General features: G+C 56.9%; 13 protein-coding genes. 9 read left to right on the top strand and 4 right to left on the bottom strand.

Annotated elements, in window-relative coordinates; all coding sequences use genetic code 11:
- Positions 1-61: 61 nt before the first annotated feature.
- Positions 62-1,972 carry a YfbK domain-containing protein gene (locus FHG12_RS08300; protein WP_230471329.1) on the bottom strand — a complete coding sequence of 637 codons (1,911 nt, stop codon included), beginning with the start codon at positions 1,970-1,972 and terminating at the stop codon, positions 62-64.
- A 352-nt stretch (positions 1,973-2,324) separates the two neighbouring features.
- Between FHG12_RS08300 and FHG12_RS08295 the strand changes: the two genes are divergently transcribed.
- Together FHG12_RS08295 and FHG12_RS08290 are read left to right on the top strand one after the other, a co-directional pair.
- Positions 2,325-2,945 carry an RNA polymerase sigma factor gene (locus FHG12_RS08295; RefSeq protein WP_139515284.1) on the top strand — a complete coding sequence of 207 codons (621 nt, stop codon included), beginning with the start codon at positions 2,325-2,327 and terminating at the stop codon, positions 2,943-2,945.
- The gene (locus FHG12_RS08290; RefSeq protein WP_139515283.1) at positions 2,932-4,290 is read left to right on the top strand and encodes a TonB family protein; all 1,359 of its coding nucleotides are present in this window, start codon (positions 2,932-2,934) and stop codon (positions 4,288-4,290) included. Before FHG12_RS08295 ends, FHG12_RS08290 begins: the two co-directional genes overlap by 14 nt.
- 194 nt (positions 4,291-4,484) lie before the next feature.
- Here FHG12_RS08290 and FHG12_RS08285 read toward each other — a convergent pair whose 3' ends face one another.
- A complete protein-coding gene (locus tag FHG12_RS08285; RefSeq protein ID WP_139515282.1) occupies positions 4,485-4,892 on the bottom strand; it encodes a dodecin family protein in 408 nt (135 codons plus the stop codon).
- 187 nt (positions 4,893-5,079) lie between these two features.
- Here FHG12_RS08285 and fumC point away from each other — a divergent pair, with 187 nt between their 5' ends.
- From fumC to FHG12_RS08250, 7 genes are all read left to right on the top strand, one after another.
- Complete coding sequence (gene fumC / locus FHG12_RS08280; RefSeq protein WP_139515281.1) at positions 5,080-6,480, top strand: class II fumarate hydratase; 1,401 nt, start codon at positions 5,080-5,082, stop codon at positions 6,478-6,480.
- A 76-nt stretch (positions 6,481-6,556) separates the two neighbouring features.
- Positions 6,557-7,627 carry a DHH family phosphoesterase gene (locus FHG12_RS08275; RefSeq protein WP_139515280.1) on the top strand — a complete coding sequence of 357 codons (1,071 nt, stop codon included), beginning with the start codon at positions 6,557-6,559 and terminating at the stop codon, positions 7,625-7,627.
- Positions 7,628-7,687: 60 nt separating this feature from the next.
- On the top strand, positions 7,688-8,284 hold the full coding sequence (locus tag FHG12_RS08270; protein ID WP_139515279.1) for a GNAT family N-acetyltransferase: 597 nt from the start codon (positions 7,688-7,690) through the stop codon (positions 8,282-8,284).
- Positions 8,262-8,672, top strand: a complete 411-nt coding sequence (locus tag FHG12_RS08265; RefSeq protein WP_230471328.1) for a diacylglycerol kinase family protein — start codon at positions 8,262-8,264, stop codon at positions 8,670-8,672. The genes FHG12_RS08270 and FHG12_RS08265 overlap by 23 nt, the downstream gene beginning before the upstream one ends.
- A 125-nt stretch (positions 8,673-8,797) precedes the next feature.
- Positions 8,798-9,256, top strand: coding sequence for a DUF6970 domain-containing protein (locus FHG12_RS08260; protein ID WP_139515278.1), 459 nt, complete (start codon positions 8,798-8,800; stop codon positions 9,254-9,256).
- Positions 9,257-9,280: 24 nt separating this feature from the next.
- Positions 9,281-9,778 carry a DinB family protein gene (locus FHG12_RS08255; RefSeq protein ID WP_139515277.1) on the top strand — a complete coding sequence of 166 codons (498 nt, stop codon included), beginning with the start codon at positions 9,281-9,283 and terminating at the stop codon, positions 9,776-9,778.
- 93 nt (positions 9,779-9,871) lie between these two features.
- The gene (locus FHG12_RS08250) at positions 9,872-10,489 is read left to right on the top strand and encodes a thioredoxin family protein (protein WP_139515276.1); all 618 of its coding nucleotides are present in this window, start codon (positions 9,872-9,874) and stop codon (positions 10,487-10,489) included.
- A gap of 77 nt (positions 10,490-10,566) precedes the next feature.
- Here FHG12_RS08250 and FHG12_RS08245 read toward each other — a convergent pair whose 3' ends face one another.
- Both FHG12_RS08245 and FHG12_RS08240 read right to left on the bottom strand, forming a co-directional pair.
- Entirely contained in the window at positions 10,567-11,361 is a 795-nt protein-coding gene (locus FHG12_RS08245; protein WP_139515275.1) for a DUF4382 domain-containing protein, read from the bottom strand.
- A gap of 124 nt (positions 11,362-11,485) precedes the next feature.
- Positions 11,486-14,557 (bottom strand): AsmA family protein, encoded by a 3,072-nt coding sequence (locus tag FHG12_RS08240; protein WP_139515274.1) that lies wholly within the window; start codon positions 14,555-14,557, stop codon positions 11,486-11,488.
- Between the last annotated feature and the right edge of the window lie 287 nt (positions 14,558-14,844).

Raw genomic sequence — 14,844 nt, 5'->3', positions numbered from 1 at the left:
CTTTCTCTCCACCGTTCACCCAAGAAGGTCCTGCAGCTTTACGTTGCAGGACCTTTCTGTTTTAGCGGACGCCGTAGCTCTCGGGGTCTTCCGTGGGCCGCCGGGCGGCTTCGGCTGTTTTTACCAAGCGCACAAACTCGGCCCGATAGCCTTCGGCGTCTTTGCCGCGGGCACCTTCGGCAAGCTTAGCGGTGGTTTCGAAAGTTGCCGACCCGCGGTAGTCGGACTGACGGAGCAGCATACCGAATTGGGCAACAGCCGCCGCAAACCTCAGATTTTCAGACGCTTGCACAATGGGCGTTGCTGTACCCCGCAGCGCCCGTTCCAGCAGGCGACTTGTGCTGCCCTGGGGCTCCTTGTAACGCAGCTTCACGGTCATCACATCGGCCGTGGCGGACGCGGGCGCTACCGCTGGGTTGGCCTGGTACTTAAGCGGATCGACGACGGGCGGCGCCCCAACGGGCACAATTTCGTAGAGCGCCGTGACGGTGTGGCCCGCCCCAAGCTCGCCGGCATCCTTGCGGTCGTTGTTGAAATCTTCGTCGGCCAGGGCGCGGTTTTCGTAGCCGATGAGGCGGTATTGCTGCACGCGGGCCGGGTTGAATTCGAGTTGCAGCTTCACGTCCTTGGCGATGGTAAACAGCGTACCGCCAAACTGCCGCACCAGTACCCGACGGGCTTCGTCGAGGTTGTCGAGGTAGGCGTAGTTGCCGTTGCCTTTGTCGGCCAGCAACTCCATTTTTTTGTCCTGCAGATTGCCTTCGCCTACGCCCAGCACCGTCAGGAAGACGCCCGATTCGCGCTCCTCGGTGATGAGGCGTTCCATAGCGGCATCGCTTTGCTCGCCCACGTTGAAATCGCCATCGGTGGCCAAGATTACGCGGTTGTTGCCTTCTTTATTGAAGTACTTGCGGGCTGTACTGTAAGCCAGGCGCAAGCCCTCGCCGCCCGCCGTGGAGCCACCGGCTTGCAGGCGGTCGATGGCGTCGAGAATGTCGGCGCGACGGGTGCCGGGCGTGGGCTCCAGCACCACCCCGGCCGCCCCGGCATACACCACCAGCGACACCCGATCTTGAGGCCGCAAAACTTTCACCAGCAGCCGCAACGCCGATTGCACCAGCGGCAGCCGGTCAGGCCCGCTCATCGAGCCCGACACATCGACCAGAAACACCAAGTTGGCGGCTGGCAAGTTGCTAGTTTCTACCTTTTTGCCTTGCAGGCCTACTTGCAACAACTGGTGCTTGGGGTTCCAAGGGCAGGTAGCCAGTTCGGTTGTCACCGAAAAGGGCTCATTAGCAGCCGGTTGTGGGTAGTCGTAGGTGAAGTAGTTGATCATTTCCTCGATGCGCACCGCGTCGCGGGGCGGGCGCTGGCCGTCGTTGAGGAAGCGGCGCACATTCGAATAGCTGGCCGCATCTACGTCGATGGAAAAGGTGCTAAGCGGCTCTTTCCGAGCTGTATGGAAGCTGTTTTCCTGAATAGTGGCGTAGCTCTCGCTGCGGCCATACCACGGCGCACGCGGCATCGAGCTTATGCCCTGAATTTGAACCGAAACACCCCCGCGCTTCTGCTTCCGGTCGTGGGCCGCTTGGCTCTGTACTCCGCTCACACTGCCCATCAACGCTTGCGAGGGAGAACCGCCCGTTACTACCACTTCTTGTAGCGCCTTGGTATCTGGGTGTAGGGCCACATTGACAACACGCGCACCAGTCGCTTTTGCATCCAGTTTTCGTTCGACCGTAGCGTAGCCCACTGAGTTGAACGTCAAAACGGCCCGAATACTTGGCACCACTAACTTATAGAAGCCATTAGTATCAGTGGAAACACCAAGAGCAGTGCCCTTTACTAGCACCGTTACGCCCGGAAGACCTTGTTTAGTTTGGGCATCGGTAACCCGGCCCCGTACCGTAACGGTGTCAGCTGTGGCCGCTGAGGGCTTGTTTACAACTGTCTGTGCGACAGACGGTTGCATTATGATGCTACCGAGGCAAATAGTCAGCAGAAAGAGTAGGATTTTCATGGCATCAGGCATTAGAGGTGAAGGTTCACTAACCTGATGCACCACTCTACCGAATTCCATATAGCAAGCACAGAAATTTTCCACTCCCCTCCTCAGCTGAGGAGGGGACGCGGCAGCGAAGCTGCCGCTGGGGTAGTTGGCCCGCGTGCGGAGGTTGTTTAGTTGCCCCTGTAAACAACGCCGTTACCACCCCGTCCTGCGGGCACCCCCTCGCCGCTTGATGCGCGGAATTTGAAAAAGGAAGGGAACTGGATTACTAGCTTCATAATGTCGTTTTGAGAAAATCTGCATAATCTGCGGCTGCATGTTTTTCAAGCGTCGCCCACAACCGCCCACCGAGCTCTCCGATGAGGAGCTGCTTTCGCGCTACCGCCGCACAGGCGAGGTAGCCGACTTGGGAGTGCTGTATGAGCGGCACATGCCGACGGTGTTTGCCATTTGCAGGCGCTACCTGCGGCCCGATGAAGACGCGCAAGATGCTGTCATGCAGCTATTTGAAAAACTCGTTGTCAGCTTACGGCAGCACGAGGTCAGCAATTTTCCGGCGTGGCTGCATACCACAGCCCGCAACCATTGCCTGATGCAGCTGCGGGCACGCCAGCGCGCCGGCCCGGAAAGCGGACCGGTAGTGATTCATTTTCCGGATGCCGCCGATGTGGAATCTGCGGGGGTCGCGCATCTGTTAGGAGATAACCCCGACGACGAAGTGGCCAACGAGGAGCGCCTGCAAGCCTTGGAACTTGCACTGGCCGGACTGCCGGAGCCGCAACGCCGCTGCCTCGAATTGTTTTACCTCGAAAAGAAATGCTACCGCGAGATCGCCGACGCCACCGGCTATGATCTTGGGCTGGTAAAAAGCCATCTGCAAAACGGCAAACGCAACCTCAAACGCTCTCTCGATCCTTCTCCCGATGCGGCCCGCTAATCAGCAACCCCCTTCCTCCTTCCCGGCTGAGCCCGGCGGCCACCTGCCGCTGGCGCTGCTGCGGCAGTATGTGGCGGGCACGCTGCCTCCCACCGAGCAGCACCGCGTAGAAGCACACACCCTCGACTGCGAACGCTGTGCCGACGTGTTGGAAGGACTTTCGGTAAGTGACGCCGAAACCACGGAACACGCAATCAGTCAGCTACATACGCGCCTGAAAGCTCGTTTGGCGCAGGAAGCGCCCCAACGCACCGCAGGGGCTTGGCAACGCCTGGCAGCAGTGGTAGCGTTACTGGTAGTAGCGGGCGCGTTGCTGTGGCTGGGCCTTCGTCAGCCGATGAATTCCCGTTCTGCGGAAACGGCGGCGGTCGTACGGCCCCGGGCGGTGCCGAAGGCCAGCGCACCGTTGGCAACCAAAAAAGCAGCGCCGGAATATGCCGCAGCACCGCCAACGCAAGAAGCTGATCTTGAAGCACTAAGCTCTACTCAGTCCTCGCCCATACGCGCACCGCGGCCTTTGAGCCGGCGCAAAAACGCGGCCGATGCAGCTACTCCAACCGGAGAAGCCACGGGGTTAGCCGATGCCGTGGCCAGCGCCTCTATGGAGGCCAAAGAGGCACCTGTTGCGGTCGCTGCCCCCGACTCAGCTGCCATCGGGGGCCTTGCGGCGGCGCCTATGAAAGCAAAATCCAGCGCGGCTTTCCGGACTCAGATGAGCAACCCAACTGCTAATTCTCAGGGCTTTACGGGTAATACGCGTCGCATTAGCGGCCGCATTATCGACAAGCAAAACGGAGCGGGCTTGCCCGGTGCCACAATACAGGTGAAAGGCACTTCCATCGGGGCCAGTACGGCGGCCGACGGTTCCTTTTCCATTGCTGTGCCAAAAGGGGAGGACAAGCTCACGGTTAGCTCCATCGGCTACGAAACCCAAGAGCACAAACTTAATCGCGACAGCACTTTCGCATTGGCGTTATCTGCTGACAATAAGGCGCTTAACGAAGTAGTAGTAACAGCGGTACCCAATAGCCGGATGCCCGCGCCGCCACCTGTTGCGCCCGCGCCGGTAGGCGGCTTCACGGCCTACCACGAGTACCTGAAGCGCGAGCTAAAATATCCCGACAAAGCCTTGGAGCAGCATCTGGAAGGCAGCGTCAAGCTGAAGTTTACGGTTACGGCTGCCGGCACCATCGAAGACGTGAAAGTGCTCGACAGCCTCAGCCCCGAATGCGACCAAGAAGCCATTCGACTGGTGCAGGAAGGCCCTACCTGGCTCCCCGGCACCGCCAACGGCCGCCGGGCCGCCCGCACGGTGAAAGTAACCGTGTCATTTAGGATCGACTAACGCTTTGGTCTGTAAGTAGTTATAAAAAATATGTCATCCTGAGCAACGCGAAGGACCTTATCACGCCAGAACTACAGGCGTCTGCAAACGTGACAAGGTCCTTCGCATTGCTCAGGATGACAGATAGGGGTGACAGAAAACGATGTATTCACAACGCATTAACTGTCAGTAACTTATGTTCAACCAACGAACTTCTAGCCGCTGTAACCGCCGCCGCTTTCAGGTTCGGTGGCGCTGCCGCCGGGCTGTACTTCGCGGGGCAAATCAGGTTCGGTTTTGACTTCGACGTGGCTGTAATCGGGCGTGCCGCCACCGTCGATGCTTCTGGCGGGGGCGTCGTCGGCGGTGGGCTGCTGTAGCTCTTCGGGAGCGGTGTTGATGCCGCTGGGGTCCCATTTGTGCATCACCTCGAAGCTGATTTTGGCCGTGATACGGTACTCCACAATTCTGTTGTCGCGCACGCGGCAGCTTTGGTCCTTGATGTAAATCGACTTAATGCCCTTTACGGTCGTACTGGCCTCGGTAAGAGCCCGTTGCAGAGCATCTTCAAAGCTTTTATCGGAGGAGGCTAACACCTCGATTACTTTTTTGATCGTACTCATAACGTAGAAAGGGGTTTGGAAGTGGAAAAGAGGCGGAATCACGACTTGTTGGGCCGGGCAAGTTTGTACGCAGCCCGGCCGTGAATGGCTGCCAGCCCACGACTTTTGCCAACTTTGCCCCCCGCTACGGGTTCCGTACTTTTACCGCTACCAACACCGGATTCATCACCCTAGCTCAATCAGCTACATGCCATTCCGCACCGAGAAAGACACCATGGGCCCCGTACAGGTGCCCGCCGACGCCTACTGGGGCGCCCAAACCCAACGCTCGATCGAGAACTTTCAGATCGCGCAGGATATCAACAAGATGCCCAAGGAGATCATCCGGGCATTCGCCTATCTGAAGAAGGCGGCGGCCCTCACCAACCGCGATGCGGGCGTGTTGCCAGCCGAAAAAGCCGAGCTCATCGGTCGGGTATGCGACGAGATTCTGGAAGGCAAGCTCGACCAAGCGTTTCCGCTGGTGGTGTGGCAAACGGGCTCTGGCACGCAGTCGAACATGAACGTGAACGAGGTGGTAGCTTACCGCGGTCACGTGCTGCAAGGCGGCCAGCTCACCGACGAAAAGAAAGTGTTGGCCCCCAACGACGACGTGAACAAATCGCAATCGTCGAACGACACCTTCCCGACGGCCATGCACATTGCCGCCTACAAGATTCTGGTGGAAGTGACCATCCCCGGCATCGAGAAGCTGCGCGATACGCTGAAGCGTAAGTCGCAGGAATTCATGCACATCGTTAAGATCGGCCGCACGCACTTCATGGACGCCACGCCGCTCACGCTGGGCCAGGAGTTCTCAGGCTATGTGTCGCAGCTCGACCATGGCCTGCGTGCGATCAAGAACACCTTGGCTCACCTTTCGGAGCTGGCGCTGGGCGGAACGGCCGTCGGCACGGGTATTAACACGCCGCCGAACTACTCGGAAAACGTAGCCAAGCACATCGCGGACCTGACGGGCTTGCCTTTCGTAACTGCCGAAAACAAGTTTGAAGCACTAGCTGCTCACGACGCCATTGTGGAAGCCCACGGCGCTTTGAAAACGGTAGCGGTCAGCCTGATGAAAATCGGCAACGACATCCGGATGCTGTCGTCGGGTCCGCGGGCGGGCATCGGCGAAATCCACATTCCCGACAACGAGCCCGGCTCTTCGATCATGCCCGGCAAAGTAAACCCCACGCAGAGCGAAGCCATGACGATGGTGGCGGCACAAGTACTTGGTAATGACGTAGCTATCAACATTGGCGGCGCCACCGGTCACTTCGAGCTGAACGTGTTCAAGCCCCTGATGATCTATAACTTCCTGCATTCGGCCCGCCTGATAGGCGACGTATGCGTGTCGTTCAACGACCGCTGTGCGGAAGGAATCGAGCCCATCAAAGCCAACATCGACAAGCACGTTAACTCGTCGCTGATGCTGGTCACGGCGCTCAACCCGCACATTGGCTACTACAAAGCTGCCGAAATTGCCCAAACGGCTCACCGTGAGGGCAGTACACTGAAAGAAACCGCACTGAAACTCGGCTACCTAACCGAGGAGCAGTTCAACGAATGGCTGAAGCCGGAGGACATGGTCGGCGAGATCAAGTAGCTTTTCGGTACAACCTTCTCGTTGTGCTTTACGAACAAAAGGGCAGTTGGCGCTTAGGCCGGCTGCCCTTTTGTGTATGGCTCCAGCCTTCCCGCAGTTCGTCGCGCCTTTTCGTCAGTTTCTCAACCAAATTCCGGCCCGTGGGCGCGTGGTGGTGTACTGCCATTTCGATGCCGATGGCTTGGGCGCCGGAGCCGTATTTGGGCGCGGAATGCAAAAGATCGGGCCCGATTGGGAAGTCGTAGTGGTGCCGTCGGGCAAAGGCGAGAATGCGTTTCTCACGCCTGGTGTGCGGGAAAAGCTGCTCGCATTTCAGCCTGACGCACTGATCGTTACCGACTTAGGCGTCCACAAAAGCGGCACGCTCGAAGCCGATGGCATTCCCGTGCTCTACGTCGATCACCACATTCCGGAAGGCTATCCGCCGGCGGGCAGCACGGTGCTCACCGGCTACGGCCTCGACCCAGTGCCTTGTTCGGCGTGGCTGGCGTACGAGCTGATAGCCACTGAAACAAATGCAATTGATTTACAATGGATTGCGGCCATTGGCGTTATTTCCGACTTGGGCGATCAAGCGCGTTGGGCGTTGCTTCCCGAAGTCAAAAAGCAGTACACGGCCAAGTGGTTGAAAGAAGCCGTGGCCATGTGCAACGCCGCCCGCCGCGCCGGTGAGTTTGACTTGGCACTGCCCCTTCACTACCTGCTCCACGACGACAATCCGCGGGGCCTTGCCCAAGACCCAAAGCTTGCCGGCTACCGCGCCGAAGTGAGCGCTGCCCTCAACGTCGCCCGGAAGCTACCGCCCAAATTTCCACCAAAAGGCCCCGATGCTTCGCCCGTGGCGGTGATCACCATTAATTCGCCCTGCCAAATTCACCCCCTCATTGCCCAGCAGTGGATTCAGCGCCTGCCCGACCGGGTGGTGCTCTGTGCCAACCTGGGCTACCTGCCCGACGGGGCAGTGGCCGTGGCGGGCCGAGCCGCTAGCAGTAACCTACACATTCCCAATATTTTACGCGAGGCCTTCGCTCGCATTGGCGCTACGCCACCCGCCAATTTTGCGCACGGCCATCCGCAGGCCAGCGGGGGGCATTTGCCCGCCGCCGAATACCAGCTGCTGCTGCGCGGCTTGGGCTTTGATGCGTGATGGTTAAGGTGGCAGCTTTTATTTTTTCGGGGCATCTTTGCCTGCCCAACTCCCGCCCCCATGGATTGCTCCCGCTGTATCACCCTTGAAAATTCCCGCGTCCGCCTTCGACCACTCGAAGTGGGTGATTTTGAAGCGCTTAAGCACATCATTTTCGACGACGAAATCTGGCGCTATACCACCACGCCAAACCCCAAGGATGCGGTAGGATTAGTGACGTATTTGTCGCAGGCCCTGCGTGACCGGGCCCGAAACATTCGGTATCCCTTCGCCATCATTGATTTAGAGACGGGCCGGTTGGCGGGTAGCACCAGCTACGGGAGTTTCGCGATCCCAGAAAAGCGCCTCGAAATTGGCTGGACGTGGGTGGGCAAGGAGTTTCAGCGCACGGGTATCAACCGGGCAGCCAAGCACTTACTGCTCAAATACGCCTTTGGCGAACTCGGCTGCGAGCGTGTCGAACTCAAAACGGATGCCCGCAACTGGCAGTCGCGGGAGGCCATGCGCCGGATGGGCGCAACGGAAGAAGGCACGTTGCGCAGCCATATGTTTACGCAGGGCGGCGTACGCCGCGACTCGGTGTATTTCAGCATTTTACGCCCCGAATGGGAAAACCTGCGGCAAACGGTATTTCGTGAATTTGACGCCCGTGGATAACCCAACTCCCAACCCGGCCCGGCCAAGCCTGCTCCGTCGCCGTGCCGCTAGCTTTGGCCACGCGTTTCGCGGGGTGACGGCCGCGCTGCGCTCGGAAGTGCATTTGCAGTTTCATGCCGCCGCCACCGTGGTGGTAATCGGGCTGGGATTTTATTTTACGATCAGCAGCACCGAGTGGGCCTTGGTCGCGCTGGCCGTGGGCACCGTTTGGAGTGCCGAGCTGGCCAACACGGCCATCGAAGCCCTAACTGACTTGGTATCACCGGAGTATCACCCGTTGGCCGGCAAGGCCAAAGACGTGGCAGCCGGCGCCGTACTGGTAGCGGCATTGGGGGCTGTAGTAGTGGGCGCGCTCATATTTGGCCCACGCCTGGCCCATATGTTCTGAAAGATAAACTATTACGGAAGCTCGGCGTAAGAAATCGCTGATCCTCTGGAGTTGCTTTTTGTAAGCTGCCCACCTGCACCACTGGCCACAGTGTGTACTTTCGCGCCCCTTCAAGCCCTTTTGTTATGCGCCTGTCTTTACTTTTTGCCTCTGTGTTGCTGACCGCCGCCTGCCAGCGCAACGTCAACGTCACGACGCCTACCGACGCCCCCACTTCGGGCAACGTGAACGGCAACACCACCCCGGCGCCTACCAGCACCAACACCGTCGACCTGAACCGCGGCCCCGAAGCGGCATTCGATACCACGGCCCGGCCCGCGTGGCTCAACGCCCGCATTCAAAAGCTAATGGCGCAGAAAAAGCAAAACCCACCCACACAGATATTTCGTTATCGCTATGATAATCAAGTAGTTTACTACGAAAGCGCTGCCTGCTGCGACCAGTTTTCGACGCTTTACAACGCCAAAGGCCAAGTGATGTGCCAACCCGACGGCGGCATCACGGGCAAGGGCGATGGCAACTGCCCCAACTTTAACAAGAACAAAACCGAAGAAAAGCTGGTTTGGCAAGATCCAAGGCAGTAGTGTTCCTTCTCTTTTTCTTTTCCCATGATCAATACCATTGAAAAATTGGCGGCTTACAACGTGTGGGCCAACAATACGCTGCTCGGCCGCCTCGATGAAATAGCCCGTTCGGGCCAGGAAATTCCGGCCGTGTGCCTGCGCTTGTTCAGCCACGTACTCAACGCCCAACACATCTGGATTGCCCGCCTCACCGGCACACAAAGCCCCGTGAAAGTGTGGCAGGAGCACACGCTGGAGGTACTGCACCAACTGCACGAGCAAACCTCTGAGCGCCTGCATCAGATGGCGCAGGCCGCCGACGATGCCGAGCTGCACCGGACCATTTCGTACAGCAATTCGGTTGGCGATTCGTATGTAAGCCAAGTGTCTGATATTCTGACGCATGTGCACGTGCACGCCAACTACCACCGCGGCCAAGTGGCTACGCGCCTGCGCGAACACGACCTGGAACCCATCAACACAGACTTTATCACGTATTGCCGCGAGCTGACGGCCGCCGGCAAGGAAACGGTGAGCCTGTAAACTCGGCGCTTGATTTCGAAAAAAGCCCTTCTGCTTCTAAAACAGGAGGGCTTTTATTTGTTATAAGGATCTATCTAACTGATTCATTCTCACATGGATATTTCTCTGGCTCCCGTCCTGACTCCCGAACGCTTGGCTGCGGGCTATTCCTACACTTCCTACCGCCAGCTCATCGACGAGTTGCTGGAGCAACAGCGCACTACCGGCCCTAACCAGTCGGAAGCGCTGACGAACTACACCCAGCTTAACGTGCAGCGCATGAGCCGCATCGACAAAACGCTCGTGCTGTTGCCGGAGCTGCGCGAAGCGGTGGCCAACTTGGCCGGTCGTTACGTCTGGCTAGTAATCACAGAAGGCTGGTGCGGCGATGCGGCCCAAATTGTACCTGTGTTGGAGGCCGTGGTGCAGGCTTCGGCAGGCAAGCTGACTTCCCGCTACTTGCTGCGCGACGAAAACCTGGACCTCATGGACCAGTATCTCACCAACGGCAGTCGCTCCATCCCCAAACTCGTTGTTTTACAAGCTGATACCCTTGCCGAAATTACTCATTGGGGCCCTCGACCGGCGGTAGCACAGGCACTGTTTCTAAGCCTGAAAGCCGAAGGCGCTACCCATGAAGAATACGCCGAAAAAATCCACGGCTGGTATGGCAAAGACAAAACCCGCTCGACCCAGCAGGAGCTGTTGCAGCTTGTGCAGAAGTTAACCTAAGCATAGCCAACCCAAGTCGGGGGCTATGAAAATAGCAGGCTAGTTCTACTTTTTATAAGATAATGATTATCAAGTACTTATTTTAATTCAACAGTTCCCAGGTCCGCGATTTGTTCGTTTGTGACCGTGGCTTGCTTCGTGGAGTTGGAATAAAGAGCATTGTTGTTCCAGAACTCTACCCGGTACGAACCGGCTGCCAAACCCCGCACCAGGAAGCCACCTTCCGCGTTGGGCGACGTGCTGAACGTGTCGATGGGCGCCGCGTTGCGAATCACCAGAATCTGAGGCTGCGACACGGGCGAGACTTTGCCCTTGATGCCCCCCGCAATGGCCGTGGTAAAGGTTCGGATTACGGGTTTCAGGTTGTATTCGCCGTTGCCGCGCGCCACAATGGACTTTGCCACGTCGAAGTCGAGCACCAGTTGGTAAGTCACATCGCGCGTGATGTCGGCGTCGATTTTCAGCTTCAAGCCCGAGGTTTGGCCGCTGGGCGTGGTCAGAGGTTTTACTTGGCCATTTTTGAGCGTAACGGTGTTGTTTGGCCCTAATACCAAGCGAATCTGGGAGATGCGACCGGCCGGAAAATCAGCGCTGGCCAGCAGGGCGGAGTTGCCGTTTACGTACTCCATCACGTTATAAGAACGCGGATTAATCAGGGCGAAGTTTTCCCAGCCTTTCTCGTCGTCGCCATCTTTTACGTGCACCTGCACGCTCTGCACATCGAGGTTAACGGCCTTGTAATCGCCGGGACCATCGATGAGGCGCACCTCCATTTTCGACATGCTACCGGACGATTCGTTGTCTTTGCTGCATCCAATGAGCGCCAACAAGCCAACTGCGGCTATTGAACTGATAAAGCGTACTGATTTCATAAGAAATGAACGGTGGGAAGGGATGAAAAAAACGGAGCAGATCGTCCGCTAATACGGCACGACCTGCTCCGTTGCCTGCAACAAGTTAGCCAACTGCTGCCCGAACGAACAAAAAATAATTCTATTATCTGGTTTTCGTACTATCTGCTGTTGGCGTTTCCTCAACCGGTGCCGTTTGGGCCGGAGCTTTCTTAGGTTTGCCAAACAGAATGTTGTTTAGGCCCTGCGTTGCCTTCTGCTTCAGCTTGGCTTCGGTTTCCAGGCGCCGCTTCTCAATTTCCTGCTGGGCTTTCGAGGCTAGTTCCTGCTGCTTGCGCTGCAAATCGTTCTGCAAACTGTCTTGGGCTACTTTGGCGCGGGCCTGAAGCTGCGACTTAGCATCGTTGACTTTCGATTGCACAATGTTGGTAACCAAGTCCTTAGCCTGCGACTTTACGCTGCCGGTCGTGAGCTTCACCTGCGGGTTGGAAACGGTTCCGCCGATGTTCAGGCCCAGCGTCACGCGGTCGGTGCCTTGCAGGTTTTGCACGCCTGTCAGGCGCGTGAGTTGGTTGTTGAGTTGGTTGCCAAGCTTGCCGGTGGGCACATTCAGGGCCGTCACATATTCGAGGTTGCCGTTCACGTTATTAGAGCCGCCCACCGTCATTTTGATTTGACCAATGTTCACGTCAAACGGCTTCACGATGAAGTTGCCGTTGAGGATCTCAGCGGCCACGTCCTTGTTTTCCACCGCAAATTTCTTCAGTTCGTCAAACTGCGTCAGCGAGCTTATCTTGTTCATTACGGGCGAGTTAAGCACTGCGGCCCGTACAATATCAAATACTCCTTTGCCCGTAAGCGTGCTGTAGTTGGGCATCATGTCGGGCCCCATTTCGCCGCTCACGTTGAAGTTAGTCGAGAAGATACCTTCCACCTGCGAGGCCAGCGGCACCAACGTCTTGATGGAATTAAATGCGTTAAAAGCATTCTGGAAATTCAAGTTCTTGACGTTCAGGCCAAAGTCGAACTTGGGGTGTTGCAGATCCTTGCTACTGTAGCTACCTGTTGTAGCAAACGACCCGCCCAACGTGTTAAATGTCAGCCCGTTAAGCTTAACTGTTTCGTCGCGCACCACCACGGTACCTTTCACGTCGGAGAGCTTGAGGTTGTCGTACACTACCTGGTCCGCGTTGCTGTTCAGCGTCAGGTCGAAGTACTTCGGAATTTGCAGTACGCCATCGGCTTTAGTAGCGGTGGCGGGCGCTTTGGTGGCAGCTTTGGCCCCAGCGGTAGGCGTTGAGCTCACCTCGTCCACCATCCACTCGTTCACGTTGAAGCGGTTGCTATTCACGGTCAGGTTGCCACGCAGCGGCTGACCCGGCGTAAACAGATAGCCCATGTAATTGGAAATCACACCGTTGGCGGCAATATCCGACGAGCCCACAAAACCAGTCATGTCTTTGAGCACAATCTGGTCGTTGTTGAACGTGGCTGTGGCCCGCGTCACGCGCATACCCTGCGGCAGATCGGTGCTTTTGTAGGTGATGTTTTGCGCATTTACAGTGCCCGAAGCCACCACGCTCTGGTATCTACCAGCCTCAATATCAGCCATTTTGCCTTTAGCAGCCACGTTGCCGTTGAGGCGACCCGTTACGGTCATGCCTTCCAGCGGGAAGATTTTGGTAAGCTTGGTCAGGTCGACTACGCCTTTCACGTCGGCATCGAAAATGGGCTTGTCGATGTTTTGCGCCGCCACGCGGCCTTCCAGTGGTTCGCCGTCGAGCAGCATCCGAAATTGCGGAATGTTGATGCGCGTGTCGTTGGGCTGCCCGGTGGTGTTGACGACAGTACCGTTAAACGCCAGATTCTCGATTGGCGCCGGAAACTGCTTCGATTTCACGTAGCCGTTGGTCATACGCATAACGGCTTGTACCACTGGCATTTGCGTTTTAGAGTAAACGCCCTTCGCCGTGCCATCCACGAAAAGCTGTCCGCGCAAAATCAGGTCCTGCACCGGGTACACCTTCATCATTTCGGCCAGATCGACGTTGGCTTTCACGCGCCCGTCGACTTTCATCGGCTCCAGTCCGTCCACGATTACGTTGCCATCGACGGGGTTCTTGCCGAGGTCCAGATGGAATTGCTTCACGTTGACTTTCACGTTGTTGGTGAAGCCCGACGGGTTATCCACGGCCATATCCACGTTGATGTTGCGGGCGGCTTGCGGCAGATCGGGGTACTTAAACATGCCGTTTTTCACTTGCAGGTTCACGCCGTAGCCAGGCATTTTCAGATCGTTATAAGTGCCTTTCAGGTAACCATCGAATGCCATCCGGCCTTCCGTCTGGATGTTTTTGAACTGCTCCGTAAACATGCCCGGTACCACGCTCAGTATGTTTTTAAAGTCGGTTTCCAGCGCCTTAAACTTCAGATCGAAGTCCATGTCCTTGGCTGGCATGGCAATAGTCCCGGCAAAGCTCGCCGGGAAGTTGTTGACCTTGACGTTGTTATCCTTAAACGTAAACAGCATCTTGCCCAAGTCCATGGCCATCGTCACGTCGGCATCGAGCTTGGCTTTCGACAGGTAATCGACGCCGGCGTAGTTCATGGTGAAGTTGTCGGCTGTCGTTTTTGATACCATATCGAACACGTTGCGCTCGAAGTCGCCGGAGCCGGTGTGGTTCACGTTGGTGGCGCTCATCGCGAACGGAATGCTGCGGTCTTCGTAGCGCAGCTTGCCGTTGTTGATCTCCCACCCTTTAATGGCTACGTTTACCTGCGTCGTATCCTGTCCGGCTTTGGCCGCGGCCGAATCGGAAATAAATACGTCCCAGTTGGCGCGCCCGCTCTTCAATACTTTCAGGTTGATATTGGGCTGATCGAACTCGATGGTTTTGATCTTGATTTGATCGCCACGCACTACGCTCATCAAATCCAGGCCGGCCCGGAACGTGGGCAGGTAAGCCAGCGTATCGCGGGCAAAAGAATCCTGGCCGATCACGCGCAAGCCGTCGATGCTCAGGGCCAGATCCGGAAACGTGCGGAACAAGCTTAAGCTGACTTTGTCGGGGTCGTACTCAACTTTGGCCCGTACACGTTGGGCCAACTGCTTGTCGAGGGCCTGTTTGAGCTTGTCTTTAAACAGGACAGGGGCCAAGGCGACAGCAGCCACCAACACCACCAGAAAAATCAATATTCCTAAAAACAACTTGCGCATATGCAGGAAAACTTAGGGAAGATCAGCGAGATAAGAACAGCAGGAGTGGAGGCCGCCAAAAAGTGTACTACACACTCTGAGTTGGCAAAAGTAAGGCCGCGTTGTAGCTACTTTTGCACTTACATTAGGGACATAGCAAATTTCGAACGCCACTAATTGCCTCGGCACTACTGGTAAAGATGAAGGAAATTGGCATTTTAGTTCCCACGTTTGTGCTACGGCGCGTCAAAGTAGGAGCCGACAAACGCTAGAGGGGTTGCATATGCGCATATCAGGATTGTTCCGAT

Origin of the sequence: Hymenobacter jejuensis, assembly GCF_006337165.1 — a bacterium.
Taxonomy (GTDB): Bacteria; Bacteroidota; Bacteroidia; order Cytophagales; family Hymenobacteraceae; genus Hymenobacter; species Hymenobacter jejuensis.
The sequence above is the reverse complement of the archived record's forward strand: the minus strand, read 5'-3'. Positions and strand labels throughout refer to the sequence as shown.

Coding starts and splice junctions, on each gene's coding strand:
- FHG12_RS08285 (WP_139515282.1), bottom strand. CDS start 4,892: ATGAGTACGATCAAAAAAGTAATCGAGGTGTTAGCCTCCTCCGATAAA.
- FHG12_RS08240 (WP_139515274.1), bottom strand. CDS start 14,557: ATGCGCAAGTTGTTTTTAGGAATATTGATTTTTCTGGTGGTGTTGGTG.
- FHG12_RS08290 (WP_139515283.1), top strand. CDS start 2,932: ATGCGGCCCGCTAATCAGCAACCCCCTTCCTCCTTCCCGGCTGAGCCC.
- FHG12_RS08250 (WP_139515276.1), top strand. CDS start 9,872: ATGGATATTTCTCTGGCTCCCGTCCTGACTCCCGAACGCTTGGCTGCG.
- FHG12_RS08245 (WP_139515275.1), bottom strand. CDS start 11,361: ATGAAATCAGTACGCTTTATCAGTTCAATAGCCGCAGTTGGCTTGTTG.
- FHG12_RS08300 (WP_230471329.1), bottom strand. CDS start 1,972: ATGCAACCGTCTGTCGCACAGACAGTTGTAAACAAGCCCTCAGCGGCC.
- FHG12_RS08260 (WP_139515278.1), top strand. CDS start 8,798: ATGCGCCTGTCTTTACTTTTTGCCTCTGTGTTGCTGACCGCCGCCTGC.
- FHG12_RS08275 (WP_139515280.1), top strand. CDS start 6,557: ATGGCTCCAGCCTTCCCGCAGTTCGTCGCGCCTTTTCGTCAGTTTCTC.
- fumC (WP_139515281.1), top strand. CDS start 5,080: ATGCCATTCCGCACCGAGAAAGACACCATGGGCCCCGTACAGGTGCCC.
- FHG12_RS08270 (WP_139515279.1), top strand. CDS start 7,688: ATGGATTGCTCCCGCTGTATCACCCTTGAAAATTCCCGCGTCCGCCTT.
- FHG12_RS08295 (WP_139515284.1), top strand. CDS start 2,325: ATGTTTTTCAAGCGTCGCCCACAACCGCCCACCGAGCTCTCCGATGAG.
- FHG12_RS08255 (WP_139515277.1), top strand. CDS start 9,281: ATGATCAATACCATTGAAAAATTGGCGGCTTACAACGTGTGGGCCAAC.